Source organism: Pseudomonas sp. NPDC090208, assembly GCF_044746785.1.
GTDB lineage: Bacteria > Pseudomonadota > Gammaproteobacteria > Pseudomonadales > Pseudomonadaceae > Aquipseudomonas.
Genome location: NZ_JBIVCU010000002.1, coordinates 321,961 through 347,062, shown reverse-complemented (window position 1 = coordinate 347,062; position 25,102 = coordinate 321,961). Strand labels below are relative to the sequence as shown.

Genomic DNA, 25,102 nt, shown 5'->3' with positions numbered 1-25,102 from the left:
GGTAGGAATCGGCTCCCTCGTGGGAGGGAGCCCTGCTCGCGAAAGCGTCATTCCAGTCAATGCAGGGCTGTCTGTCCTGCCGTCTTCGCGAGCAGGGCTCCCTCCCACAGACACTGCAAGACCGCGACCTTTGATGCCAATCGGCGTATCATGCGGCTCCCTCAAGCATCCAGCAACGCCCCATGCGCCTCGACCGTTTCCTCAGCAACCTGCCCCGCTTCAGCCGCAAGGACGTGCGTCTGGCGCTGCTGGCCGGGCGGGTCAGGGTCGATGGGATCGTGACCAAAGACCCGCTGCACGAAGTGCGTATCTTCAGCCAGGTCATGGTCGACGATGACGTGCTTCAGATCGGCAAGCCCGCGCGCTATTTCATGCTGCACAAGCCGCCCGGCTGCGTCAGCGCCACCCACGATCCGCAGCATCCCACCGTGCTCGACCTGCTGGACGAGCCGGACAAGGACGACCTGCACATCGCCGGCCGCCTGGATTTCAACACCTCGGGGCTGATGCTGATCACCAACGACGGCCAGTGGTCACGCCGCCTGACCCAGCCGACCACCAAGCTGCCCAAGGTCTACTACGTGGAAACCGAGCAGGTCATCGGCGAGCATTACGTCGAAAAGTTCGCCGAAGGCTTCTACTTCGCCTTTGAAGACCTCACCACCCTGCCCGCTCGTCTGATTTTGCTCGGTAGCCACCGCGCCCGGCTGAGCATCGTCGAAGGCCGATACCATCAGGTCAAACGCATGTTCGGTTTCTTCGACAACAAGGTCGTGGCCCTGCATCGCGAAAGCATGGGCCCGCTAAGCCTTGATCCAGAGCTTGCGCCGGGCCAGTACCGGGCGTTGCGAGCCGACGAGATAGAACTGATCTGACGTCTTTCGACCGCCCGGCGGTTTGCGCAAATCAATTCACGAACGGCACTTGCGGGTTCCGGCATCGCCTGCTTGAATCCAATCGTCGGTCCACATGTGACCGATGAGTCACCAACGTATTCTAAGAAACCTTTTGTCGTCACGAGCGCCTCAAGACGCCACGTTCGGCAAACCGCCCGCCAATAACAATACCTGTCGGACAGACTGTTCCGGACCGACATGGGCCCCTTTTCAAGGCAAATGCCTACCTGTCACGAAACTCGTGCAACGTGGTTGCGCGCACACCTGTTTTTTCGTCAGGAGACATGGATATGAGGCCAGAAATCGCTGTGCTTGATATACAGGGCCAGTTTCGGGTTTACACGGAGTTCTATCGCGCAGATGCCGCAGAAAAGACCATCATCATGGTCAACGGCTCACTGGCCACTACTGCATCTTTCGCCCAGACCGTCCGCAACCTGCACCCGCAGTTCAACGTGGTGCTCTATGACCAGCCGTATGCGGGCAAATCCAAACCCCACAACGTCCATGAAAGACCGCTGACCAAGGAAATCGAAGGGCAGATCCTGCTGGAGCTGATCGACCACTTCAACGCCGAACACATCATGTCGTTCTCGTGGGGTGGCGCCGCAGCGCTGGTGGCCCTGGCTCATCGACCCAAGCGGATCGAGAAGGCCGTGATCAGTTCGTTCTCGCCGGTGATCAACGACCCGATGCGCGATTACCTGCATCGCGGCCAGCGTCATCTCGGTGCGTTCGACCGTTTCGAAGTCGGCACCCTGATCAACAGCACCATCGGCAAACACCTGCCGTCGCTGTTCAAGCGCTTCAACTACAAACACGTCAGCTCCCTAGATCTGCACGAATACGCGCAGATGCACCACCACATCAACCACGTGCTGGAGGACACCACACCCAAACAACTCAAGGCCGCCAAGCGCATCAACGTGCCGGTGCTGTTCATGAACGGCGAATGGGATGAATACACCTCGGCCGACGACGCCAGGTTGTTCAAGCACCACGTCCGCGATTGCCACTTCACCACCATCAAGAGCGCCGGGCATTTCCTCGACATGGAACACAAGGCCGCCTGCCTGGAGTCGCAGAATGCACTGCTGAACTTCCTCACACCGGCCCCTGAACCGAGTCGAACACGCTACCGACAGGCACACACGAACCATGCAATTGCAATCTGACCATGCCGGTCAAACGGAACGGATTCATTCGCCAGCACCCACCCTCACACCGTTGGCGAATGAATCCCGAACCGCGCCGTAACCGCGCCCAGGCCCTGCCGATTTACGCTGTACGGCAATTAGCGCTTCATTTCAGCGCTTGCATCTGATACAAAGTCAGCCGCTCAAAGCGTCAAAAGCGGGTGTCGTATAATGGCATTACTCCAGCTTCCCAAGCTGATAACGAGGGTTCGATTCCCTTCACCCGCTCCAATTCCTTCAAGCTTCTCAGCTTATCTCTCCCAAGCTTGGTGTCCGTTAAGGTGTCCACTTCCTTAAAATCGGACAGCTGTACATCAATAGAACAAGCCCGCCATATCCTTAACGCCCATTTCATAATCACAAATTCGCCTGTCACCTCTCCAGCGTCCCGCCGCTGGCGACGGTAGAAAATCGCAGATTCTTGTGAAGAAAACGCGCGTCCAAGTAGATCGCCCAGCCCGATATCACGACATTTTCATCTGTATTCCGGAGATGGCATTGAGCTATCGTTATGGGTCATGAAATGAGCCTCCAAAGCTGTTGTGAACAGCCTCTGGAAGCTTTACGACCTCACTATCCAGTTCAGACGGATACCCATGATTTATCAATGCAACGGATGCAGCCGAACCACATTCGAAACCGCCTGCCCTTGGTGCAATAACTCTCAGATATCGCCGTCGGTAGAGATACGCGCCCAGCACCTGACACCGCTCGACCCGTCTTTCTACCCAGATTTCCAGTACCAGTCCAAAGGGCTCATCAAGGATTTTCTGGGCAAGAAGAAGGAACAGGCTCAGCTGAATGATCTGCTCAACAATGTTCTGAGAAAGTATTCGCAGCTCAGGCAGCCCTACTTCACAAACTTCATCCACACCACCCGTGAAACGGCCTCAGGTGCCAGCGACGTCGGCGTACCTGGCCCAAGGCTTGAGGGTGTGTACACGGAGCGCGAGCTATTCAGAGAGGTATTGATTCGTAAAGGCTTCGATGAGCTTGAGGGCCTGCCGTCCTTACTCGACAAGTTACTGCTGACAACCGCTTTCAATTCGACCTACATGGGTTTTTCCCGCGAGCTCAGTCGGCATATCAAACCCGACCTGACTGAGACCCTTCGCTCCTGGATCGACGAAGCAGGAACGACTTTCAGATCTGATCTGGCGCTCTTTTACTACTACCTCTGGGAAAATGACATTTCATACCCAGGTATTCAGTTCAATCCTCAGGCGAACGCCACTGCTGGCACTTCTTTGATGCTTCTACCAGTGTTCCGTAACGGCCTGAGTCTGTGCGAGAGCATCTACTTCGACATCTTGGTCGAGCGCTTAGGCAGCCAGCTCGAATATTTCAATCCGAACCGTTTCATCACGATGTACTTGGTCGATGCGATGGATGGCTTTCAATTCGAAGCGTTCCTGGTTGAGATTTTCCGGACCATTGGCTTCGACGTGAAAGAAACCAAGAAGACCGCGGATCAGGGTGCTGACCTATTCGTGAGTCGGTTCGGTAAAAACATGGTCATTCAAGCGAAAAACTACACAGGCTCGGTAGGTAACGCTGCTGTACAGCAGGCGATCTCGGCAAAGGCGTTCTATGGCTGTGACGAAGCCATGGTCGTCACTAATTCGTACTACACGAAGTCAGCCAAAGAACTGGCTGCCACAGCCGGAGTAAGGCTCATCGACCGGGCAGGTCTCCAGAGCTATCTGGACGACTACAATCAAAAGCTCATCGAGGTGTTCCAGGCGGAAGTAGAAGAAAGAGAGATCGCCTAATTGCTCTGAGTGGCTGTGTACCGGTCATTCGGGATTCATTGCCCAGGCCAGGCTGATGCGACGAAAATTAATGTCCATGAAGATTGGGAGCTGTCCTACTGGTCAAGCCACTTTGGCGTCTCAAAGGAGAAACTCAAGCAAGCGGTCGCGGCCGCAGGCGTGCAGACTTCTGCCGTCAAGAAGCACTTAGGTAAATAAACCAGAGCGGCAGAAAGCTCTCCTTCCGCCGCTCTACTTGAACAAAAGCGAGGCAGCGATCATGGAGTACGACGACACCCTGATAGAAGAAGCTGTGCTTGCCTTGCTGACGGCCTTCAGCTCCGACAACGGCATGACCTGGAAAGGGTTTGATTTCGAGGTCATGAACCGATTGCATCAACAAGGTTTTATTGACAATCCGGTAAACAGAAACAAATCCGTCTGGCTGACGGAGGAAGGGCTGGAGCGAGGTCGACAGCTTGCCGAGCGGATGTTTACGAAAAAGCGATGACAGGCACCGCGTTATCCCTATTCGACCGTGATCTCCCCGTGGGAGCGAATTCATTCGCGAATCAGTTATCCAGCCAACAACACTCTGTCGCCTGACGCACCGAGTCGCGAATGAATTCGCTCCCACAGTGGTTAGTTAGCTTTTTCACAGATACCACCCATCAAATCTTTTCGCTTCTACAGATATCACCCACGCGCGTACGGTGGGCCCTATCTGAAGAGTGCAGGCGGCGAAGATGGAAAAGGTACGCGCATCGGTTATCAACACCACGTCCCAAGGGCGGCCACACGATGCCAGGTGGGGGATCGTGTCCGGGTTTTCGGCGAGTCTGGTCGGGATCGGGCTGGCGCGGTTTGCTTATACCCCGCTGCTGCCAGCGCTGGTGGATGCGCATTGGTTCGACGCATCGAAAGCAGCTTATCTTGGGGCAGCGAATCTGGCCGGGTATCTGCTCGGCGCGCTGAGCGGAAGGATGATGGCGGAGAAATCATCCACAACCCTTACCCTGCGGCTGATGATGCTGCTGGCCAGCGTGGCCTTCATCGCCTGCGCCGTTCCTCTGTCCTATCTGTGGTTCTTTGTCTGGCGGCTGTTGTCGGGCATAGCCGGCGGCGCGTTGATGGTGCTGGCGGCGCCGGCCGTGCTGGCCCATGTGCCGGCGTCGAAGCGCGGGCTTTCGGGCGGGATCATTTTCATGGGCGTCGGCGTTGGCGTTGCCGCGTCAGGCACGCTGGTGCCGTTGCTGCTGCGCCAGGGTTTGCAGACCACCTGGCTGGGGCTGGGGATCATTTCGTTGCTGTTCACTGCGATTGCCTGGAAGGGCTGGCCGCCGCAGGACAACAAGCCGGCCCACACGGCACAGCTTCCGAGCCAGACGAAAAACACCACGCTCAAGGCGCTGTACATCGAGTACGCGTTGAACGCCGCTGGCTGGGTGCCGCACATGATTTTTCTGGTGGCCTTCGTTGCTCATGGCTTGGGTCAGGGGCTTGAGGTCGGCGCGCAGTACTGGGTGCTGTTCGGGATCGGCGCCACCCTTGGCCCCTTGCTGGCGGGACTGCTGGCCGACCGCGTCGGTTTTGCGCTGGCGCTGCGTCTGGCGTTCATTCTTGAAGGGGTGGCCGTGATCATTCCGGCGCTGGGTCTCGGCACGCCTTGGCTGATCGCGTCCAGCGTGATTGTCGGCGCGTTCGTCACCGGCACGGTGCCGCTGGTGTTGGGCCGAGTGCATGAACTGCTCGCTCATCATCCGGCGCAGCAGAACGCCGCCTGGCGGACCGCAACGGTGGCGTTCGCGCTGTTTCAGGCGGTGGCCGCATATGGCTTCTCGTATCTGTTTTCCTGGAGCGGTGGCAGCTACGCGCTGCTGTTTATCCTCGGCACTGTAGCAATTGCGTTGGCACTGCTGATCGACCTGCTGGCGGCTCGTTACTCCCGGACCGAAACCGCAGACGCCTGAATCACGCCGGTTGCCTGAGCATTCGCACTTCGCCTTCCCCATCAACACTGGCGAGAAAACTCGCCAGGGCGCTGGAGAAATGACCATCGAGACGGCGCACGAACACGGTTTCCACCTGGGCGAACGCGGGTGGTATTTCATGCACGGCGACCCGCCCTTCCTGCCAGGCCGCTGCCACCACGCCGCGCGGCAACAGGGTGATGCCGACGCCGGCACTCACGCAGGCAATGATCGCCTCGATGGAGCCGAACTCCAGTGGCTCTGGCGCCACGATTCCCTGACTCGCCAGCAGTGCATCGAGGCGTTGCCGATAAGAGCAGCCGACGCGAAAGACCACGGTTTTCAGATGGCTGATGGCGCGCACTGTCTCCAGCGTGCGCACGGCACGTGAGGTGACCAGCACCAGTTCCTCACGGAACATGGTTTCGCTGTGCAGATCGGGATGGCTGACAGGACCGGCGACGAACGCGCCTTCGAGCTTACAGTCGACGACGTCCTGAATCAGGCTTTGAGTGGTGCCGGTGCGCACCAGCGGACGCACGTCCGGCCAGGCTTTGGCGAAGCGGGCGATGAGCAATGGCAGGCGCAAGGCCAGGGTGGTTTCCAGGGTACCGATTTCCAGCACGCCACTGGGCTGGCCGTCGTCACGGGCGGCGGCAGCGGCATCGGCCAGCAACTTCGCCAGCCGTGCCGCGTAAGGCAGCACCCGGCGTCCGGCCGGGGTCACCTGCACGCCTTTTGCACTGCGCTGGAAGAGGGTGACACCCAGTTCCTCTTCCAGCGTACGAATCCGCGCAGACACATTGGACTGCACGGTGTTCAGCTCGCTGGCGGCCTTGTTCATGCTGCCGTGGCGGGCCACTGCCTCGACGACTTTCAGATCGATAACGTCCACAGGTCACCTGTTATCTCGAAAACAAAGAACATGACAGGCATGTCGTTCTTTTTCGAGATTAGTGACCACTGCGGCAGATGACAAGCCAACTGCACGGGTTGCCGATCAACCACCTCGGCAACCGGTTTCAACGAACTCAGAACGAGTAGTCGGCGCTCAGCATCAGGCCTCGACCGGCACCCGGCACGCCGTAGCCGCGACCGTTGTATTGCGACCAGTAGTGCTTGTCGAACAGGTTGTTGACGTTCATCCGCACGTCCAGATCCGGCGTCGCCTGCCAGCTGACCATGGCGTCATGCACTACATAGTCCGGCACGGTGGTCTGCCCGTTCTTGGTCAGCACCGCGCCCTGGCCGCGATAGATTTTCACTTCGTCGACATAGCGCACGCCGTAGCTGACCGAGAAATCCATCGGCAGTTTGTAGGTGGTCCACAGGTTGAGCGCATTCTGCGGGGTGTTGGCCAGTTCCAGGCCCTGCTCGGAACCGTTGTAGCCCTTGATCAGTTTGCTGTTCTCATGGATGTAACCGCCATACACCGACCAGTTGCGGGTGATGTTGCCGGTGCCGGACAGCTCCAGACCGCGCACGCGCTCTTCGCCGCCAGTGAACGCCGTGCCTTCATCGTCATCGATGAAGGTCAGCTGACGCTTGGTTTCGAACACGTCGCCGGTCAGTTCCAGCGCGCCATCGTACAGCTCCCACTTGGTGCCCAGCTCATAGGTCTTGCCGCGGTCACCCTTGGTCGACGCGATGCTGCCAGTCTGCGCCACCGCCAGCACACCCGAAGGCTGTTTGGCGTTGGCATAGCTGATATAGAAGCTGCCGTTGTGCACCGGTTTGTAGACCAGCGCGGTGTGGACGCTGGTGAGTTTTTCCGACTGGTCGGAATTGCCCAGGTCGGTGAACGCGGCGGTCGGGCTGGTGCGGCTTTCGTTGTCGGTCACGCGGGTGTCGAAGTGGTCCTGACGTACGGCCAGATGCAGTTGCCAGTTGTCGTTGAACTTCAGCGTGTCGAGCAGGTAGAACGCCTTGTCGGTCTGCTCCACCGATTGCTTGGCCGAGTAATAGGTGTTAGCGCTGAACGGGTACTTCGACCAGTCGTTGCTGGACACCGGCAGGCTGCCCATGGTTGTGCGATCGGCGTTGGTCAGCGCGCCGGTCTTCGAGTCCAGGGTCTGTTTGCTCAGATCGAAACCACCGACCAGGGTATGACCGATGCCGAAGGTGTCGACCTTCCAGGTCAGGTTGGTCTGGTTGCTGAAGGTTTCGTTGGTCTGCGCGCGAGCCGGCGTGTTGACGTTGCGACGGAAGATACCGTTGCCGGCCTGAATCCCCGGCGCACCGGCAGTGGTGTCGCCACCGGGTGTGGTGATGAAGTAATCGTGATTCAGATGGAAGTAGGTGAACTGCGTGTCCACGCTCAGCGCATCGTTGAAGTCGTGGGCGAACTTCATGTTCAGACGATGGGATTCGTTGTCTTCGTAGTTCAGGTTGCGCCAGCCCCAGTAGCTGCTGTAGCTCGCGCCACCGGCCCGGCTCGGGTGGCTGCCATTGGTGCCGTTGACCGTGGGAATGCCGTAATCCGGGTTGCTGTTGTCGTGGATGTATTCGTAGGCGATGGTGAACCGCGTGTCGGTGCCCAGGCCCAGCGCCAGCGACGGTGCGAAGCCATAACGCTCGTCTTCGACCCAGTCACGCCCATCGACGCCGGACTTGTTGCCCATGATGTTCAGGCGGAACGCGGCGCCTTCGCCCAGACCGTCCAGGGTGTGGTTGACGTCCAGCGTGCTGCGGCGATAGTTCGCCGTGCCCACGCCAGCGCTGACGTGGTTGAAGTCGTCCAGCACCGGTGCCTTGGTCACCAGGTTCACTGCGCCGCCAGTGGCGCCCACGCCCCAGCCTGCAGAGCTGGAGCCCTTGAGCACTTCCACCGACTCGGTGTTGAAGAAGTCATTGCGCGAATACTTGGCCGGATCGCGCACGCCGTCGCGGTAGATGTTGCCGTCGGCGTTGAAACCGCGAATGGTCAGACTGTCCCCCACCCCACCACCGCCTTCACCGGAGTTGAAGGTGATACCCGGCACGTTGCGCAGCGCGTCCTTGAGGCTTTGCGCGTTCTGCTCCTTGAGCAGTTGCGAGGACACCACGGTGACACTCTGCGGCGTGTCCAGCAGCGGCTCGGTGGATTTGGATGAACTGAGTTTTTCGGTGTTGTACGGCGCGTCGGTCTGACTGTCGATGCTGGTCGCAGGCAACGTCAGATCGGAACTCGCGGCCGGCGCATCGGCCTGCCCCGCCGCCCAGCTCGACACCGGAAAAGCCATGAACGTCGCCAGGCCCATCAGAGGCGCCAGCGTTTGAGGACGAGAGGAAGCAAGCGACAGGCTGGCGCCGCGCTGAAGATTCAGTCTGGTTGGGGAGGACATCGGTCGGCCTTCAAAGAAGAGAATAAATCGCATTAACAGCAGCGAAATTCTATCAACCGCCTTTTGTCGCCTTTTCAGGGATTTGTAATGGTCCTGCGTGGGATCGGGTTGTGACACATTCCATTACATTTGAACCGTCACATTCGGAAATCGAGCTTTTCTGAAAACAGCGATTCATTGCATTAGCCTCGCTCCGCCCGAGGCTAGAGCGGTATCAAGCTTCGGCATGGCCCCACGGACTGGGAAACTGCACCTTTTTTGGTACACTTCATGCCATCTGATGATTCTCCGATATTGCAGGTCCGCTTCTTTTCAACAGACACAGGTGCCGAGCCGGTCCGTGAATGGCTGGCCCAGCTACCTAAATCCGCCAGGCGCGAGATAGGGACAGATATCAAAACCGTACAGCTTGGATGGCCGCTAGGCATGCCCACTGTACGCAAGCTCGAACGAGGGTTGTGGGGGATCCGGACGCACCTTGGCGACACAATTGCGAGAGTGATCTTTTCCATATCAGGCGCTTCGATTGTGCTGCTCCACGGATTCATAAAAAAATCCCGGAAACTGCCCGCCCACGACCTGAAAATCGCCAAACAACGCAGAGCTCAGCTGCAGGTGAACGAATGAACAAGCACATAGGCTCCGACTTCGACGACTTCTTAGGCGAACAGGGCTTGGCAGAAGAAGTATCAGCGGCCGCTCTCAAGAGAGTCATTGCCTGGCAATTGGCCGAACTCATGAAGGCCCAGCAAGTAAGCAAAAAAGCGCTGGCTGACCGTATGCACACCAGCAGAACGGCCGTGGACAGGGCGCTTGATCAAAATGACGCGGGAATGACTCTGGCAACGCTGGCCAGCGCTGCGCGGGCATTGGGACAACGGGTGGAAATTCGCCTGGTTCCAGAGGTCAACGCGGCTTAGGGATAACTGGCTATAAATGAAAGCCCCGATTGCAACGAGGCTTTCATTCAAAACCCAACCCCCCTCAATGCCTGGTCTTGTCCTTCCCCTTGGCCTTGGCCTTTTTTGCCGTCGCTTCTTTTTTCATCACCGGTTGTTCGTTCATCGCCATCGCTGTCCGCTCTTTATAGGCAGGCAACGATGCCGCGAACGCCATGGCCTCCTCGCGGGTGCCGAACGAACCGAGTCGGTCGTGGTGGGTGCAGACTCGCCATGGGCCGTTGTTGACGTTGATCACGTCGTAGCCGTTGAAATGGGTTTTGCTGAGCATCGCCGTATGCATGGTCACCTCCCTCTCGTTCAGAGAGTGTTGTGGTTTGCCTCAAGCACCTTACACCCGGTCGCACGCCCACCTGTGGCCGCACGACCGATGGCGGTCACGGTTTGAGGGGGATTTCTTCGTCCTTTTCCGACAGGCTTTTGCCATCGTCCGGATGCTTCCAGGTCTGCGGCGGTGGCGTTTTGCGTTTGTCTTCCTCGCCGCCCTCGATCCGTTCGAACTCTTCGGCCTGCCGCTGATCGTCGTCACCGCGACCGCTGGCCATCGGGTTCGGATTCGGGCCGGGGCTTTGCGCAGCAGTGGAATTCACAGGCTGGGTCTTCATGATCACCTCACGACTGAGCCACAAGGAAGGTTCAACGTTTAGAAACAGTGCCCGCACGACCGTTCGAAGTTTCTGCCGGACGGTCGATCAAGGCCCGCTGACGTTGACAACGCCGGACCGGGTTCCTATAAGTCCACTCCGTTCTGGCTTCACGGTCAGCCACCCTCACCTGAAACGAAGCGAGATGATGGAATTCACCGATTTTGACGCAGGGCTCGCCGACTGGAACGCGCTGCAGGCCACTCACCCCTGCTCCGGCCTGTTGATGGGCAACGGCGCCAGTCTGGCGGTGTGGAAAAACTTCGCCTACGACTCGCTGTTCGATCTGGCGCAGACCACCCGCAACAAGCCGCTGAGCCCGACCGAGCTGGCCCTGTTCAAGTCCATGGAAACCGAGAATTTCGAGCCGGTGCTCAGCGGCCTGAAAGTCGCCATGCGCGTCAACGCGGCGCTGACCATCAGCTCGTCGTCGCCGCGCAATCGTTACTTCGCGATCAAGGAAGCGCTGATCCACGGCGTGCGTTCGGCGCACATCCCCTGGCGCTTGATGGAACCGGCCACCATCGCCCGGATCAGCCAGGCGTTGAGCCAGTACACGACGGTCTATTCGACCAATTACGACCTGCTCGCCTACTGGGCGGTGATGCATGGCGGACAAGCCTTCGATGACCTGTTCGACGAAGACGCGGTGTTCGATCTACAGCGCACCCGCAGCCAGGCCACACGCATCCTCTATTTGCACGGCGGCATGCACCTGGTGAAAAACTTCGACGGCACCGCGCGCAAGCTGCTGTCTTCGGAAAGCACCCTGCTCGGCAGCTTCGCCGTCAACGCGCTGGACGACGTGCCGCTGTTCGTTTGCGAAGGCCGCAGCGACGACAAGATGAAGATCATCCGCGGCTCGGACTACCTGTCGTTCTGCCACAGCCAACTGGCGCAACACGACGACGCCCTGTGCATCTTCGGCCACGCGCTGGGCAAGCAGGACCGGCATATCGTTCAGGCCATCATCGAAGCCCGGCCGAAACGGCTGGCGATTTCGGTCTATCCGCGCAGTGAAGCGTTCATCCAGCACCAGAAGCGCCACTACAGCGCGCTGTTCGAAGGGCAAGACATCGAGCTGACCTTCTTCGACGCCACCAGTCATCCACTGGGCGCAGCGGATCTGGCAGTACCGGTGGCGCGCCTGAAAGAGGGGCTGGGGCCGCAGAGTTGAGGATCGCACTCCCCATCTTCGGGTAAAAAAAACCGGACCCCATGGGTCCGGTTTTTCATTCTCGGTACACCGCCGCTTCGAAACTTCCCAGCGGTGTGTCTCTTATTCGTTACTTTCTGACAATGCGCCGACGGCGACCGCTTCGGTCTGTGCCTTCTTGCCGACGCCTGCAGCCATCGAGCCGCTTGGCAAGTGCACACTGCTCAGGACAGCCAGGCGGTCGCTGCTCGTCGAATTGACAACCTTTGACGACCACTGCGCCACGACCGTCGCCATCCATGCGAACAGAACCAACACGACACCTTGCAACGCCCACTTCCCGATGACTGACATGACTGCTCACCCCGCTGAATTTCGATGGCGACAATTTGACCTTCAAACTGTTGCAACAAGATGGCATTCAAGTTCTGCACCAACATTTGTCCGATGAAATACTTCGGCATGAAAATCCGCTGAAACGGCATTTCCGCCCTCGGCCAGCAAGTGTACGGATGATTCTGTCGGTAGCTGTTCAGGGGCGTGCGGGGCAATCTGTGGCTGAATGAATGCCTTCTTTTCATTCATAACAACAAGGCACACCCAGCATGTCCTCCCGTGAAAACACCGGCATGGTCCTTGGCCTGATCGGCGTGGTGATCTTCAGCCTGACCCTGCCCATGACCCGCATTGTCGTGCAGGAAATCCATCCTCTGCTCAACGGCTTGGGCCGCGCCCTGGTCGCGGCGGTTCCGGCGGCAGCGCTGCTTTTGTGGCGACGCGAGAAGTGGCCGACCCGTGAACAGTTCAAGGCGCTGATGGTGGTCGCGCTGGGCGTGATCATCGGCTTTCCGGTGCTCTCGGCCTGGGCCATGAAAACCCTGCCGGCGTCCCACGGCGCACTGGTCAACGGTTTGCAGCCATTGCTGGTGGCGATCTACGCGGCATGGCTGTCCCATGAACGCCCGTCGAAAGCCTTCTGGGGCTGCGCAGCGATGGGCAGTGTGCTGGTGCTCGGTTACGCACTGATCAGCGGCGCGGGCAATCTGCAGGCCGGCGATTTGCTGATGGTCGGTGCGGTGGCGATTGGCGGGCTGGGTTATGCCGAAGGCGGGCGCCTGGCCAAACAGATGGGCGGCTGGCAGGTGATCTGCTGGGCGCTGGTGATCTCGATTCCGGTGCTGATCATTCCGGTCGGCTATCTGGCTTTCCAGCATCAGGGGCCAGTCTCCGTCGGCACCTGGTGGGCCTTCGGCTATGTGTCGCTGTTTTCGCAGTTCATCGGCTTTTTCGCCTGGTACGCCGGGCTGGCCATGGGCGGCATCGCGCGGGTCAGTCAGATCCAACTGGTGCAGCTGTTCTTCACCATGGCCTTCTCGGCGCTGTTCTTCGGTGAGCATATCGACCCGGTCACCTGGATCTTCGCTGCCGGCGTAGTGGTGACCCTGGCCATCGGGCGCAAGACCGCCGTCATTGCGCCCAAGCCAGTGGTGGCGACTCGGGTTTAGGGTTGGTATGAAAAGTCGGCGAGCGATAGTCAGGCAAGGAAAAAACAGGCGAGCAAGCGGAGTTTAGGGGCCTAAATGAGCATTGCGAGCCTGTTTTTAACGCAGCATGACTGAGCGCAGCCACTTTTCGGACCAACCCTAACCCAGTAGGCCATCGGCCATGAGCAGTGCCTCCAGGCACTGCTCCTGAATGCCGTAAAAGCCTTTGAGCTCCTGAATCCTTGCCCGCAATTCGGCCGGATCCACCGGCGTCGCGCGTTTGACCGCCAGAATCATCTTGTTCTTGTTGGTGTGTTCCAGGGAGATGAACTCGAACACCTTGGTTTCGTAGCCGCAGGCTTCCAGCAGCAAGGCCCGCAGGGCATCGGTGACCATCTCCGCCTGCTGGCCCATGTGCAGGCCGTATTGCAGCATCGGCCGCAGCAGCGTCGGGCTCTGGATCTGCTGGCGAATCTGTTTGTGGCAGCACGGCGAGCACATGATGATCGACGCACCGGAACGAATGCCGGTGTGTATCGCGTAATCGGTGGCGATGTCGCAGGCGTGCAGCGCAATCATCACGTCCAGTTGGCTCGGCGCCACCGAACGCACATCACCGCATTTGAATACCAGCCCCGGATGCTCCAGCCGCGCCGCCGCATCGTTGCACAGCGTGACCATGTCTTCACGCAACTCGACGCCGGTGACATTGCCTTCGGCCTGCAGGGTGTTGCGCAGGTAATCGTGAATGGCGAAGGTCAGGTAACCCTTGCCGGAGCCGAAATCGGCCACCGTGACCGGCTTGTCGAGGCTGATGGGCGAGCTCGCCAGGGCGTGGGAGAACACCTCGATGAACTTGTTGATCTGCTTCCACTTGCGCGACATCGCCGGGATCAGCGCATGCTGCTTGTCGGTCACGCCCAGATCGGTCAGGAACGGCCGGCTCAGTTCCAGATAGCGCTTCTTCTCGCGGTTATGGTCCGCCGTCGGTGCCTCGCGCTGGGCGTCCGAGGTGTTGCGGAACAGCGTGCTCTTGCCCTTCTTGCCAAACGCCAGCTGCACTTCGTCGGTCAGCGACAGCAAATGCGCGTTCTTGAATGACTCGGGCAGCAGCTCGGCGATCAGCGCCTGTGCTTCGGTCAGTGCCAGATTCTTGGTGATGTCGCGGGTCTTGTAGCGGTAGACGAACGACAGACACGGCTGCCCCTTGATCGTCACCGGTTTGATGATGATCCGCTGCAGATCGGCTTCCTCACCGGCGTATTTGGCCAGCACCAGTTTGACCAGCGCGTTCTGCGCCAGGCAGGTGTCGAGCAGGTCGAGAAACTGGGCACGGTGATCGGACGCTGGCAGCGCGACAGAAGCAGGAGCAGACATCGGGTGAAGCCTCGGAGAGCGAAAAATGCGAGGGCAGCATTTTAGGCGGGTTGCGCGCAGAAGGTGGATTTAATTGCGCATGGGCGACGAGCGAACCGTACCGCAGCCTTGCAGACCATCGCCTGTTCACGATGACGGTCCTCTTTGTGTCTGATCAGGCGTCTCGCGGGCAAGCGCCTACGACTCAAGGCAATATCACCAGCCGGTTCGACAATTCGTTACGCGGCTCGGTCACCGGTACCTGGTCGCCGAGCACTTCGCCGCATGAGCGAATGCAGTCGAGAAAACCTTCCAGAATCTTGCCCTCGCCCACCTGCCGGGTGAATACATCGACCATCGAACGCCAGACCATGTCGTCGACCCGCCGCGAGATACCCTCATCGACGATGATCTCCACGTAACGCTCAGCCTCGCTGACAAAGATCAGCACGCCGGTGCCGTTGATCGTCGCGTGCAGGTTCTGTTCGAGGAACTGCCGCCGTGCCAGATTGCCCGCACGCCAGTGCCGCACGGTACCGGGTACCAGCCGGGTGATGACGTCCGGCAGCCGACATAACAACGCCACCACGATAAACGTCGCGATCTGCGTCAATAACAGCTCATTGGCATTCAGCCAGCCGGGGTAGAAATTGATCAGCCCCGGCAACAGCAGCGCGACCACTCCGGCCCAGATCAGCGGCACGTAGGTGTAATCGTCGGCGCTGGCCGCCAGCACGGTGACCAGTTCGGCGTCGGTCAGCCGTTCCACTGCTTCGATGGCTTCGGCCACCTGCCGCTGTTCGTCTTCGTTGAGCAACGCCATGCATCACAACCCCTGTTGAACCATCGACTACCAGCCGCCGGATGCCCCGCCGCCGCCAAAGCTGCCACCACCACCGCGCGTGCCGCCGGAGCCTGATCCGCCAGCGCCAAAGCCCCCGGAACCAAAGCCTCCAGAGCCGCCCGAGCCGATATAGCCGCCGGCCAGCCCACCCAGACCGCGCCCCCAGCGCATGTTGATATAGATGAAGATCACGAACAGCACGAGGTACAGCAGGCTCATTTTCCAGTCGGTGACATCATCGCCGCCGGACGCGCCCACCACCGGCTCTGCCAGCGGGTTGCCGCCCAGTACCTGAATGATCGCGTCGGCACCGCGACTGATGCCACCGACGTAATCGCCCTGTTTGAAGGCCGGAATGATGACTTCGTTGACGATCACCGACGACTGCGCATCGGTCAGACGCTCTTCCAGCCCGTAACCGACCTCGATGCGCACCTTGCGCTCATCCCGGGCGACCAGCAGCAATGCGCCGTTGTCCTTGCCCTGCTGGCCGATGCCCCAGAAACGACCGAGCTGGTAGCCGTAATCCTCGATGGTCGAACCTTGCAGATCCGGCACGGTGACCACGACCACCTGTTCGGTGGTCAGCTCTTCGTGGGCGCGGAGCATCTGCGACAGACGTTCCTGGGTGGGACTGTCGATCATCCCGGCGGTGTCGACCACCCTACCGCTCAGCGGCGGGAATTTGAGCTCGGCCTCGGCCACTTCCGCCCACATCCCCAGCCCCGCCAGCAAGACGGCAAAGAGCAGCCAGCGCCGCGCCCCGCGCATCAGAATTTCACCTCCGGCGCCTTGTCGGCACCTGCGGCAGTGGCCTCGAAGTTAGGCCGGATCGGCAGATCGCTGTACATCACCGTGTGCCAGAGGCGACCCGGAAAGGTGCGGATTTCGGTGTTGTAACGTTCGACCGAGGCGATGAAGTCGCGGCGAGCCACGGCAATGCGGTTTTCCGTGCCCTCCAGTTGCGATTGCAGCGAAAGGAAGTTCTGATTGGATTTCAGATCAGGGTAACGCTCGGACACCACCATCAACCGGCTCAAAGCCCCGGTCAACTGGCCCTGCGCATCCTGGAACTGCTTGAGTTTCGCCGCATCGTTGAGGGTATTGGCGTCGACCTGAATCGACGTGGCCTTGGCCCGTGCCTCGATCACCGCAGTCAGGGTCTCCTGCTCCTGCTTCGCGTAGCCCTTGACCGTTTCCACCAGATTGGGAATCAGGTCGGCACGGCGCTGGTACTGATTCTGTACCTGTGCCCAAGCCGCCTTCACCTGCTCGTCATAGGTCGGAATATTGTTGATACCGCAGCCCGCCAGCAACGTGCTGAACAGCATCAGCAGCGTCAGTGACAAATTGTAACGACTGCCGCGAACGTGCCCGAAGCGCTCTATTCGCATGGCCTGTGTCCTCCTTGCCGATGTAACAAAGTTCGTCCTGTCAGACATGACTTTAGCCAAAGCCTGAGTTCCCCGGCATAATCTTGCCCCATCGCGTTGTCAGGGCAGCAGATCGCGGCGGTAGCATTCGACAGAACCCGCTGCACAACTGATGCTCAACACGGCCAGGCGTTCCATGATCCCCTGGTCGATGACAATAAAAACCAAAGGTTTCATACCCAGAACAAAGGCCACCCGGTATTACACGCGAGTTGCCGGCAACGCCTTGAGAACGACCTACATGAATAAGCTGTGTTTACTGAGTCTCGTCATCGGCCTGGCCAGTCAGTCCGCCTGGGCTGAAACCGCCGCCACCACTGCCAGCAACCCTTCGCCGCTGGCCACCCTGCAAGCCAAGAACGCCTTCATCGCCAACCTGATGAAGCAGATGACCCTTGATGAAAAGATCGGTCAGCTGCGCCTGATCAGCATCGGCCCGGAAATGCCGAAGTCGGAAATCGTCAAGGAAATCGCCGCCGGGCGCATCGGCGGCACGTTCAACTCGGTGGTACTGCCGGACAACCGCGCCATGCAGGACGCGGCCGTGGCACACAGCCGCAGCAAGATTCCGATGTTCTTCGCTTATGACGTGGTCCATGGCCAGCGCACCATTTTCCCGATCAGCCTGGGCCTGGCGTCGACCTGGGACATGGACGCCGTGACCCGCGCCGGTCGCGTTTCGGCCATCGAAGCTGCCGCCGACGGTGTGGACATGACCTTCGCGCCAATGGTCGACATCACCCGTGACGCCCGCTGGGGCCGCAGTTCGGAAGGCTTCGGTGAAGACACCTATCTGGTTTCGCGTCTTTCCGCGACCATGACCCGCGCCTTCCAGGGCACCAGCACCCAGGCGCCGAACAGCATCATGGCCGCCGTCAAACACTTCGCCCTGTATGGCGCGGTCGAAGGCGGCCGCGACTACAACACCGTGGACATGAGCCCGGTGCGCATGCAGCAGGACTACCTGCCACCGTACCGCGCGGCCATCGACGCCGGTGCAGGTGGCGTGATGGTTGCGCTGAACTCGATCAACGGCGTGCCCTCCACCGCCAACACCTGGCTGCTGCAGGACCTGCTGCGCAAGGACTGGGGCTTCAAGGGCGTGACCATCAGCGACCACGGCGCGATCAAGGAACTGATCGACCATGGCGTGGCCAAGGATTTCCGCGAAGCGGCGAAGCTGGCGATCAAGGCCGGCGTCGACCTGAGCATGAACGACAAGGCCTACGGCGAAGAACTGCCGGCGCTGGTGAAAAGCGGCGAGGTTTCGGTCAAGGAAGTCGACAACGCCGTGCGTGAAGTCCTCGGCGCCAAGTGGGACATGGGCCTGTTCGCCAACCCGTATCTGCGCATCGGCGCGGCCGTGGACGATCCGGCCGACCGTGACGCCGAAAACCGCCTGCACCGCGCAGAAGCACGCGATGTCGCACGCCGCAGCATGGTGCTGCTGAAGAACGACCACGACACCCTGCCACTGAAAAAACAGGGCACCATCGCCATCGTCGGTCCGCTGGCCAAGAGCTCGCTGGACATGATGGGCAGCTGGTCCGCCGCGGGTCTGGCGCGTCAGACCGTCAGCGCTTACGACGGCTTGGCCAATGCCATCGGCGACAAGGCGAAGATCCTCTACGCCGCCGGCAGCAACGTCACCGACAATCAGGAAGCGATCACTTACCTTGACAAGATGGACGACCAGATTCACATCGACGGTCGCCCAGAGCAGGAGATGATCGACGAAGCGGTCAAGGTCGCGCAGCAATCCGACGTGGTCGTGGCGGTGGTCGGCGAGTCGCGCAACATGTCCCACGAAGCGGCAAGCCGCGTGGATCTGGTGCTGCCGGGCCGTCAACGTGACCTGCTCAAGGCTCTCAAGGCGACCGGCAAACCACTGGTCATCGTGCTGATGAACGGCCGGCCACTGGCGCTGGGCGAAGAAAACAAGCAGGCCGACGCGCTGGTGGAAAGCTGGTTCCTCGGCACCGAAGGCGGCAACGCACTGGCCGACGTGCTGTTCGGCGACTACAACCCGTCGGGCAAGCTGCCTATGACCTTCCCACGTTCGGTCGGCCAGGTGCCTGCCTACTACAACCACCTGAACACCGGTCGCCCGTACCGCGTGAACGACTCTAACTACACCTCGAACTACTTTGAAGAGCCGACCAGCCCGCTGTTCCCGTTCGGCTATGGCCTGAGCTACACCCAGTTCAACGTGTCGGACATCGTCCTGTCGATCAACAAGATGACCCGCAAGGACAAGCTGACCGCCACCGTACAGGTGAAAAACACCGGCAAGGTCGCCGGCGAAACCGTGGTGCAGCTGTACCTGCGTGACGTTGCCGCGTCCATCAGCCGCCCGGTGAAAGAGCTGAAAAACTTCCAGAAAGTCATGCTCAAGCCGGGTGAGGAAAAGGCCGTGACCTTCACCCTGACCGAAGAAGACCTGAAGTTCTACAACCCGTCGCTGAAGTACGCCGCCGAGGCCGGCGAGTTCAAGCTGATGATCGGCCTGGACTCCCGGGATGTGAAGGAAACGACGTTTACGCTGCTGTAAGCGTTGGCCTGTGCGACGCGGCTTGCTTTGGGGCCGCGCTGCACAGGTGCGCCGGGATGCGCAACGAATTGCAGACATGGCACAAGATTCTGTGGGAGGGAGCCCTGGATATCGCCGACACGAAACACACAGGCCTCTCCCATGCCCCGTGCCGCCCGCCTAGCCCTGTCCACCCTGCTGATCCTCGCCGGCGCCGCGCTGGTTGCTGTGCTGGCCATGCATCAGGCACAGCGCCACGCGCTGGAAGATGATGCGGCCCGTGGTCAGGCGCAGCTTTCGCTGTACGCCAACACCCTGCAAACCCTGATCGAACGCTACCGCGCCCTGCCCGCTGTATTGGCGCTCGACCCGCAATTGCGCGATGCGCTCAGCGGTCCGGTCAGTGCCGAAACCACTCAGGTGCTCAACCTGAAACTGGAGCAGATCAACGGCGCCGCTCAGTCGTCGACCCTGGAGCTGCTGGATCGCAACGGGCTGGCGGTGGGTGCGAGCAACTGGCGTCTGCCGAGCAGTTATGTCGGCAACAACTACGGCTTTCGCCCGTACTTCACCCAGACCAAGGCCACCGGCGTCGGCCGCTTCTACGCAGTCGGCGTGACCAGTGGCATTCCCGGCTACTTCCTGGCCCATGCAGTGCGCGACGACGCCGGGCAGTTCATCGGCGCCATGGTGGTCAAGCTGGAGTTTCCCGGTCTGGAGCACAGCTGGGCCCAGGGTGACGACCTGCTGCTGGTCAGCGACGCCAAAGGCGTGGTGTTCATCGCCAACCGCCCCGACTGGCGTTATCGCGCGCTGTTGCCGCTGTCCACTCAGGACCGCGCCGAACTGAACAGCACGCGTCAGTACGACAAGCAGCCACTGACCCCGTTGCTGCAGCAGCCGCTGCGCCAGTTCGCCGATAACAGTCGGTTGAGCCGGGTGACCGCGCCCGATGGCGAGGCCGATTACCTGTGGCAGTCGCAACCGCTGCAGCCGGAAGGCTGGACCCTGCACCTGCTGCGCAAACCGCAACCCGCCAGTGAGGATGTCCGCAATGCCGCCCTTGCAGCGGCGGGCATCTGGCTGACTCTGGTGTTTCTCGGCCTGTTTCTCTACCAGCGCTGGCGTCTGGCGCGCTTGCGCCAACGCAGCCGCGAAGAGCTGGAGCGGCTGGTGGAAGAACGCACGCGCGACCTGCAAACCGCCCAGGACGGCCTGGTGCAGTCGACCAAGCTGGCAGCACTGGGGCAAATGTCCGCCGCGCTGGCCCATGAAATCAATCAACCGCTGACCGCCCAGCGCATGCAACTGGCGACCTTGCGCCTGCTGCTGGAGAACGGTCGAACTGCCGATGCGGAAAAGGCCCTCGGCCTGCTCGACCAGCAACTGACGCGCATGGCCGCCCTCACCGGCCACCTCAAGACCTTCGCCCGCAAAAGCCCCAGCGGCTTGCGCGAACGCCTGGACCTGGCGTGCGTGGTCGATCAGGCGCTGTTGTTGCTCGACGCCCGGATTCGCGAGGAACGCATCTGCTGCGTACTGCATCTGAGCCGCCCGGCCTGGGTGCGTGGCGATGCGATCCGTCTGGAGCAGGTACTGATCAATCTGCTGCGCAATGCCCTGGATGCCATGGCCGACAAACCGTTCAAGCGCCTGGAAATCCGCATCGATGACGAAGGCGAACAATGGCGCCTGAGCGTCGCCGACAGCGGTGGCGGCATTGCTGACCAACACCTGGGCAACGTGTTCGACCCATTCTTTACCACCAAGCCGGTCGGCGACGGGCTCGGCCTGGGGCTGGCGGTGTCCTACGCTATCGTCCACGAACTGGGTGGCCGCCTGGGCGCGAGCAATTTCGCCAACGGCGCCCGCTTTGATTTCTGTCTGCACAAGGCTTCGGAGGCTGAACCCGCATGCTCAACTCGGTGATCGTGGTCGACGACGAAGCGCCCATTCGCGAAGCCGTGGAGCAATGGCTGTCGCTGTCCGGCTTTACCGTGCAACTGTTCAGCCGCGCCGAGGATTGCCTGGCGCAACTGCCCGCGCACTTTCCCGGCGTGGTGCTCAGCGACGTGCGCATGCCCGGCATGAGCGGTCTGCAGTTGCTGGGCGAGTTGCACAGCCGCGACGCCGACCTGCCGGTGATTCTGCTCACCGGCCACGGCGATGTACCGATGGCGGTGGAAGCCATGCGCGACGGCGCCTATGACTTTCTGGAAAAACCCTTCACCCCGCAGACCCTGCTGGGCAGCCTGCGCCGCGCCCTGGAAAAACGCGAACTGGTGCTGGAAAACCGCCGCCTGCATGAACAGGCCGACCTGCGCAGCCGGCTGGATACCACCCTGCTGGGCCTGTCACCCGCGCTGCAGACCCTGCGTCGTCAGGTGCTGGATCTGGCCGCGTTGCCGGTCAACGTGTTGATTCGCGGGGAAACCGGCAGCGGCAAGGAAATGGTCGCGCGTTGCCTGCACGACTTCGGTCCGCGGGCGAAAAAGCCGTTCGTGGCGGTCAACTGCGCGGCGATTCCCGAGCAATTGTTCGAGGCCGAGCTGTTCGGCCATGAAAGCGGCGCGTTCACCGGCGCGCAGGGCAAACGCATCGGCAAGCTGGAGTTCGCCCACGGCGGCACACTGTTCCTCGACGAAATCGAAAGCATGCCGCTGGCTCAGCAAGTGAAGCTGCTGCGGGTGATTCAGGAGCGGCGGCTGGAACGACTGGGTTCCAACCAGAGCATCGAGGTCGACCTGCGCATCGTCGCCGCGACCAAGCCGGACCTGCTGGAAGAAGCCCGCGCCGGCCGCTTCCGTGAGGACCTGGCCTATCGCCTGAACATTGCCGAACTGCGCCTGCCGCCGTTGCGCGAACGGCGCGAGGACATTCCGCTGCTGTACGGTCATTTCTCCCGTCAGGCCGCCGAGCGTCTGGGGCGCCATGCGCCAGTGCTCAGCGGCGCGCAGTTGAGCCATCTGCTCAGCCATGACTGGCCCGGCAATGTCCGCGAACTGGCCAACGCGGCGGAACGTCAGGTGCTGGGGCTGGACACTCCAGCCCTCGCCGACGACCCGACCGGACAATCACTGGCCGCGCAGCAGGAAGCCTTCGAAGCCCACTGCCTGCGCGCCGCGCTGAGCCGGCACAAGGGCGATATCAAGGCGGTGCTGCATGAACTGCAACTGCCTCGGCGCACGCTCAATGAAAAAATGCAGCGCCACGGCCTGCTCCGCGAAGATTTTTTGCCTGACAACACGGCCCCCTTGTAGGAGCTGGCTTGTCCTGCGAGCGGCGGGGAACCCGTCGTAGAACCTGTGCATGCGTTATGTCTGTCACACCGCATATGCCGGATTTACCGACTCCGGTCGGACGCGAGCGCGCCAGGGTCGCAGGACAAGCCAGCTCCTGCATGGAAACCAGCGTCGGCAAGATTTCGCTTATTGCCCAATAGCCAATAAGCGGATTTCCGCTCACTGATCCACCCACAACCCTTCTAGACCGGGCCTCTCAGGCGTTGGCACAGCTCCTGCTATCACAGAGGCCAGACCGCATCGCTGCGATCCCTCTAAAAACAATGACTTGCAGGAATCCTCATGGCTATTCCCAACGCTCTGTCCGACAAGGCGGCTGCTTCGCCTGCTGCTGAAAAAACCACCGGAAGTCGTCTGAAATCCATTTTCAGCGGTTCGGTCGGCAACATGGTCGAGTGGTACGACTGGTACGTCTACGCCGCTTTCTCGCTGTACTTCGCCAAAGTGTTCTTCCCCAAAGGCGACACCACCGCACAACTGCTCAACACCGCCGCGATCTTCGCCGTGGGCTTCCTGATGCGTCCGATCGGTGGCTGGCTGATGGGCCTGTACGCCGACCGCAAGGGCCGCAAAGCCGCACTGATGGCCTCGGTGCTGCTGATGTGCTTCGGTTCGCTGATCATCGCCCTGACCCCGGGTTACGAAACCATCGGCGTCGGCGCCCCGATCCTGCTGGTGCTGGCGCGCCTGATGCAGGGCCTGTCGGTGGGTGGCGAATACGGCACCTCGGCGACCTATCTCAGCGAGATGGCGACCAAGGAACGTCGCGGTTTCTATTCCAGCTTTCAGTACGTGACGCTGATTTCCGGCCAGCTCATCGCGCTGGCGGTGCTGATCGTGCTGCAGCAGATGCTCACCACCGAGCAGCTGAACGACTGGGGCTGGCGCATTCCGTTCGCCATCGGCGCGCTGTGTGCCGTGGTGGCGCTGTTCCTGCGCCGTGGCATGGAAGAGACCGAGTCCTTCACCCGCAAGACTGAAGCCAGCGACAAGCCCAAAGAAAGCCTGATGCGCACGCTGATGCGTCATCCCAAGGAACTGATGACCGTGGTCGGCCTGACCATGGGCGGCACCCTGGCCTTCTATACCTACACCACGTACATGCAGAAATACCTGGTGAACACCGTCGGCATGAGCATTACCGACTCCACCACCATTTCCGCCGCCACACTGTTCCTGTTCATGGTGCTGCAACCGGTGATCGGTGCGCTGTCGGACAAGATCGGTCGTCGTCCGATCCTGATCGCGTTCGGCGTGCTGGGCACCCTGTGCACCGTGCCGATCCTCAGTACCCTGCACACCATCCAGACCTGGTGGGGCGCGTTTTTCCTGATCATGGCGGCGCTGATCATCGTCAGCGGTTACACCTCGATCAACGCCGTGGTGAAGGCCGAACTGTTCCCTACCGAGATCCGTGCGCTGGGCGTCGGCCTGCCATACGCGCTGACCGTGTCGATCTTCGGCGGCACCGCTGAATACATCGCACTGTGGTTCAAGAGCATCGGCATGGAGACCGGCTACTACTGGTATGTCACTGCCTGCATCGCGGTGTCGCTGCTGGTCTACGTGTTCATGAAGGACACCCGCAAGCATTCGCGGATCGAGACCGACTGAGGTCGCTGACGGGCTCAAGACCGGGCCTTTGCGTCGAAAAAACCGGGGCAGCCACGCCAGTGAGCTGCCCTTTTTTTCGCTGCCATGGCAGCTAACCGACTGAATCGACAGGCAGTTTTCTTACTATCAATTTCAGCGATGTTCGCTAGTAATGCGATTGACTTCTTAATAATCCAGAGCCCGGTAAAGTTAGCTCCATACCGAGTTACCACTAAATCAAAACGATCTGGAGCAACTACCATGAAAACTAACAAACTGATCTTTGGCCTGGCTTTCTCGATTCTGGCAAGCAGCGCTTTCGCACTTCCAGCGGTTGATGCAAACAAACAAGTCAACGCTCCGGTAGTTGCTGAAAACGGTTCTTCCCACACTAACATCGGTCGCGTAGCTGCTGACGGCGCTGACCACGTAGGTGCCAACCGCGTTGCCGCTGACGGTGCTGACCACGTAGGCGCCAACCGCGTTGCCGCTGACGGTGCTGACCACGTAGGCGCCAACCGTGTTGCTGCTGACGGCGCTGACCACGTCGGTGCAAACCGCGTTGCTGCTGATGGCGCTGACCATGTTGGTGCAAATCGTGTTGCCGCTGATGGCGCTGACCATGTTGGTGCAAATCGTGTTGCCGCTGATGGCGCTGACCATGT

23 protein-coding genes, 1 tRNA gene and 1 pseudogene are annotated in these 25,102 nt (G+C 60.4%); 16 read left to right on the top strand and 9 right to left on the bottom strand.

Translation table 11 applies throughout. The annotated features are described in order from the left end of the window. The first annotated feature begins 182 nt into the window (after positions 1 to 182). The 7 genes from ACIPL0_RS04640 to ACIPL0_RS04610 all read left to right on the top strand — a co-directional run bounded on the left by ACIPL0_RS04640 (position 183) and on the right by ACIPL0_RS04610 (position 5,813). Positions 183 to 875, top strand: coding sequence for a pseudouridine synthase (locus ACIPL0_RS04640; protein ID WP_400731313.1), 693 nt, complete (start codon positions 183 to 185; stop codon positions 873 to 875). A gap of 311 nt (positions 876 to 1,186) precedes the next feature. Then, positions 1,187 to 2,071 (top strand): alpha/beta fold hydrolase, encoded by an 885-nt coding sequence (locus ACIPL0_RS04635; RefSeq protein WP_400593054.1) that lies wholly within the window; start codon positions 1,187 to 1,189, stop codon positions 2,069 to 2,071. Between the two features lie 178 nt (positions 2,072 to 2,249). Beyond that, positions 2,250 to 2,323, top strand: a tRNA-Gly gene (locus ACIPL0_RS04630). A gap of 365 nt (positions 2,324 to 2,688) precedes the next feature. Next, positions 2,689 to 3,864: a restriction endonuclease gene (locus tag ACIPL0_RS04625; RefSeq protein WP_400593057.1), complete on the top strand. Its 1,176-nt coding sequence runs from the start codon at positions 2,689 to 2,691 to the stop codon at positions 3,862 to 3,864. A gap of 9 nt (positions 3,865 to 3,873) precedes the next feature. Then, positions 3,874 to 4,062: a DUF3606 domain-containing protein gene (locus ACIPL0_RS04620; protein WP_400731311.1), complete on the top strand. Its 189-nt coding sequence runs from the start codon at positions 3,874 to 3,876 to the stop codon at positions 4,060 to 4,062. A gap of 61 nt (positions 4,063 to 4,123) precedes the next feature. Further along, positions 4,124 to 4,354 carry a DUF6429 family protein gene (locus ACIPL0_RS04615; RefSeq protein WP_400593063.1) on the top strand — a complete coding sequence of 77 codons (231 nt, stop codon included), beginning with the start codon at positions 4,124 to 4,126 and terminating at the stop codon, positions 4,352 to 4,354. A gap of 220 nt (positions 4,355 to 4,574) precedes the next feature. Next, positions 4,575 to 5,813 carry a YbfB/YjiJ family MFS transporter gene (locus ACIPL0_RS04610; protein WP_400731309.1) on the top strand — a complete coding sequence of 413 codons (1,239 nt, stop codon included), beginning with the start codon at positions 4,575 to 4,577 and terminating at the stop codon, positions 5,811 to 5,813. 1 nt (position 5,814) lies between these two features. On the opposite strand, the gene ACIPL0_RS04605 is transcribed toward ACIPL0_RS04610, so the two are convergent. Both ACIPL0_RS04605 and ACIPL0_RS04600 read right to left on the bottom strand, forming a co-directional pair. Further along, entirely contained in the window at positions 5,815 to 6,708 is an 894-nt protein-coding gene (locus tag ACIPL0_RS04605; protein ID WP_400593069.1) for a LysR family transcriptional regulator, read from the bottom strand. A gap of 136 nt (positions 6,709 to 6,844) precedes the next feature. Then, complete coding sequence (locus ACIPL0_RS04600; RefSeq protein ID WP_400593072.1) at positions 6,845 to 9,136, bottom strand: TonB-dependent receptor; 2,292 nt, start codon at positions 9,134 to 9,136, stop codon at positions 6,845 to 6,847. Positions 9,137 to 9,406: 270 nt separating this feature from the next. Here ACIPL0_RS04600 and ACIPL0_RS04595 point away from each other — a divergent pair, with 270 nt between their 5' ends. Beyond that, positions 9,407 to 9,763 carry a type II toxin-antitoxin system RelE/ParE family toxin gene (locus tag ACIPL0_RS04595; RefSeq protein ID WP_400593075.1) on the top strand — a complete coding sequence of 119 codons (357 nt, stop codon included), beginning with the start codon at positions 9,407 to 9,409 and terminating at the stop codon, positions 9,761 to 9,763. Beyond that, entirely contained in the window at positions 9,760 to 10,056 is a 297-nt protein-coding gene (locus tag ACIPL0_RS04590; protein ID WP_400593078.1) for an XRE family transcriptional regulator, read from the top strand. Before ACIPL0_RS04595 ends, ACIPL0_RS04590 begins: the two co-directional genes overlap by 4 nt. A 145-nt stretch (positions 10,057 to 10,201) precedes the next feature. On the opposite strand, the pseudogene ACIPL0_RS04585 reads toward ACIPL0_RS04590, so the two are convergent. Both ACIPL0_RS04585 and ACIPL0_RS04580 read right to left on the bottom strand, forming a co-directional pair. Next, positions 10,202 to 10,378, bottom strand: a pseudogene (locus ACIPL0_RS04585) (SPOR domain-containing protein); the annotation flags it as partial. 94 nt (positions 10,379 to 10,472) lie between these two features. After that, positions 10,473 to 10,700 (bottom strand): hypothetical protein, encoded by a 228-nt coding sequence (locus ACIPL0_RS04580; protein ID WP_400593978.1) that lies wholly within the window; start codon positions 10,698 to 10,700, stop codon positions 10,473 to 10,475. A gap of 184 nt (positions 10,701 to 10,884) precedes the next feature. Here ACIPL0_RS04580 and ACIPL0_RS04575 point away from each other — a divergent pair, with 184 nt between their 5' ends. After that, positions 10,885 to 11,916: a DUF4917 family protein gene (locus ACIPL0_RS04575; RefSeq protein ID WP_400593081.1), complete on the top strand. Its 1,032-nt coding sequence runs from the start codon at positions 10,885 to 10,887 to the stop codon at positions 11,914 to 11,916. Between the two features lie 102 nt (positions 11,917 to 12,018). On the opposite strand, the gene ACIPL0_RS04570 is transcribed toward ACIPL0_RS04575, so the two are convergent. Continuing rightward, complete coding sequence (locus ACIPL0_RS04570; RefSeq protein ID WP_400593084.1) at positions 12,019 to 12,249, bottom strand: hypothetical protein; 231 nt, start codon at positions 12,247 to 12,249, stop codon at positions 12,019 to 12,021. A gap of 251 nt (positions 12,250 to 12,500) precedes the next feature. On the opposite strand from ACIPL0_RS04570, the gene ACIPL0_RS04565 reads away from it, so the two are divergent. Beyond that, positions 12,501 to 13,400 carry a DMT family transporter gene (locus tag ACIPL0_RS04565; protein ID WP_400593087.1) on the top strand — a complete coding sequence of 300 codons (900 nt, stop codon included), beginning with the start codon at positions 12,501 to 12,503 and terminating at the stop codon, positions 13,398 to 13,400. 138 nt (positions 13,401 to 13,538) lie between these two features. Here the strand turns inward: ACIPL0_RS04565 and ACIPL0_RS04560 are convergent, their stop codons facing one another. The 4 genes from ACIPL0_RS04560 to ACIPL0_RS04545 all read right to left on the bottom strand — a co-directional run bounded on the left by ACIPL0_RS04560 (position 13,539) and on the right by ACIPL0_RS04545 (position 16,910). Beyond that, positions 13,539 to 14,756, bottom strand: a complete 1,218-nt coding sequence (locus tag ACIPL0_RS04560) for a class I SAM-dependent methyltransferase (RefSeq protein WP_400593090.1) — start codon at positions 14,754 to 14,756, stop codon at positions 13,539 to 13,541. A gap of 184 nt (positions 14,757 to 14,940) precedes the next feature. After that, entirely contained in the window at positions 14,941 to 15,558 is a 618-nt protein-coding gene (locus tag ACIPL0_RS04555; RefSeq protein WP_400593093.1) for a TPM domain-containing protein, read from the bottom strand. 27 nt (positions 15,559 to 15,585) lie between these two features. Beyond that, positions 15,586 to 16,350, bottom strand: coding sequence for a TPM domain-containing protein (locus tag ACIPL0_RS04550; protein WP_400593096.1), 765 nt, complete (start codon positions 16,348 to 16,350; stop codon positions 15,586 to 15,588). After that, positions 16,350 to 16,910, bottom strand: a complete 561-nt coding sequence (locus ACIPL0_RS04545; RefSeq protein ID WP_400593930.1) for a LemA family protein — start codon at positions 16,908 to 16,910, stop codon at positions 16,350 to 16,352. Before ACIPL0_RS04545 ends, ACIPL0_RS04550 begins: the two co-directional genes overlap by 1 nt. 343 nt (positions 16,911 to 17,253) lie before the next feature. Between ACIPL0_RS04545 and bglX the strand changes: the two genes are divergently transcribed. The 5 genes from bglX to ACIPL0_RS04520 form a co-directional block, all read left to right on the top strand. Continuing rightward, on the top strand, positions 17,254 to 19,563 hold the full coding sequence (bglX, locus tag ACIPL0_RS04540) for a beta-glucosidase BglX (protein WP_400593098.1): 2,310 nt from the start codon (positions 17,254 to 17,256) through the stop codon (positions 19,561 to 19,563). A gap of 141 nt (positions 19,564 to 19,704) precedes the next feature. After that, positions 19,705 to 21,471, top strand: a complete 1,767-nt coding sequence (locus ACIPL0_RS04535) for an ATP-binding protein (RefSeq protein ID WP_400731307.1) — start codon at positions 19,705 to 19,707, stop codon at positions 21,469 to 21,471. Continuing rightward, the gene (locus ACIPL0_RS04530; protein WP_400593104.1) at positions 21,456 to 22,802 is read left to right on the top strand and encodes a sigma-54-dependent transcriptional regulator; all 1,347 of its coding nucleotides are present in this window, start codon (positions 21,456 to 21,458) and stop codon (positions 22,800 to 22,802) included. Before ACIPL0_RS04535 ends, ACIPL0_RS04530 begins: the two co-directional genes overlap by 16 nt. 324 nt (positions 22,803 to 23,126) lie before the next feature. After that, on the top strand, positions 23,127 to 24,458 hold the full coding sequence (locus ACIPL0_RS04525) for an MFS transporter (protein WP_400593107.1): 1,332 nt from the start codon (positions 23,127 to 23,129) through the stop codon (positions 24,456 to 24,458). Between the two features lie 240 nt (positions 24,459 to 24,698). Further along, positions 24,699 to 25,102 (top strand): hypothetical protein (locus tag ACIPL0_RS04520; RefSeq protein ID WP_400731328.1); only part of this gene is annotated, 404 nt, incomplete at its 3' end.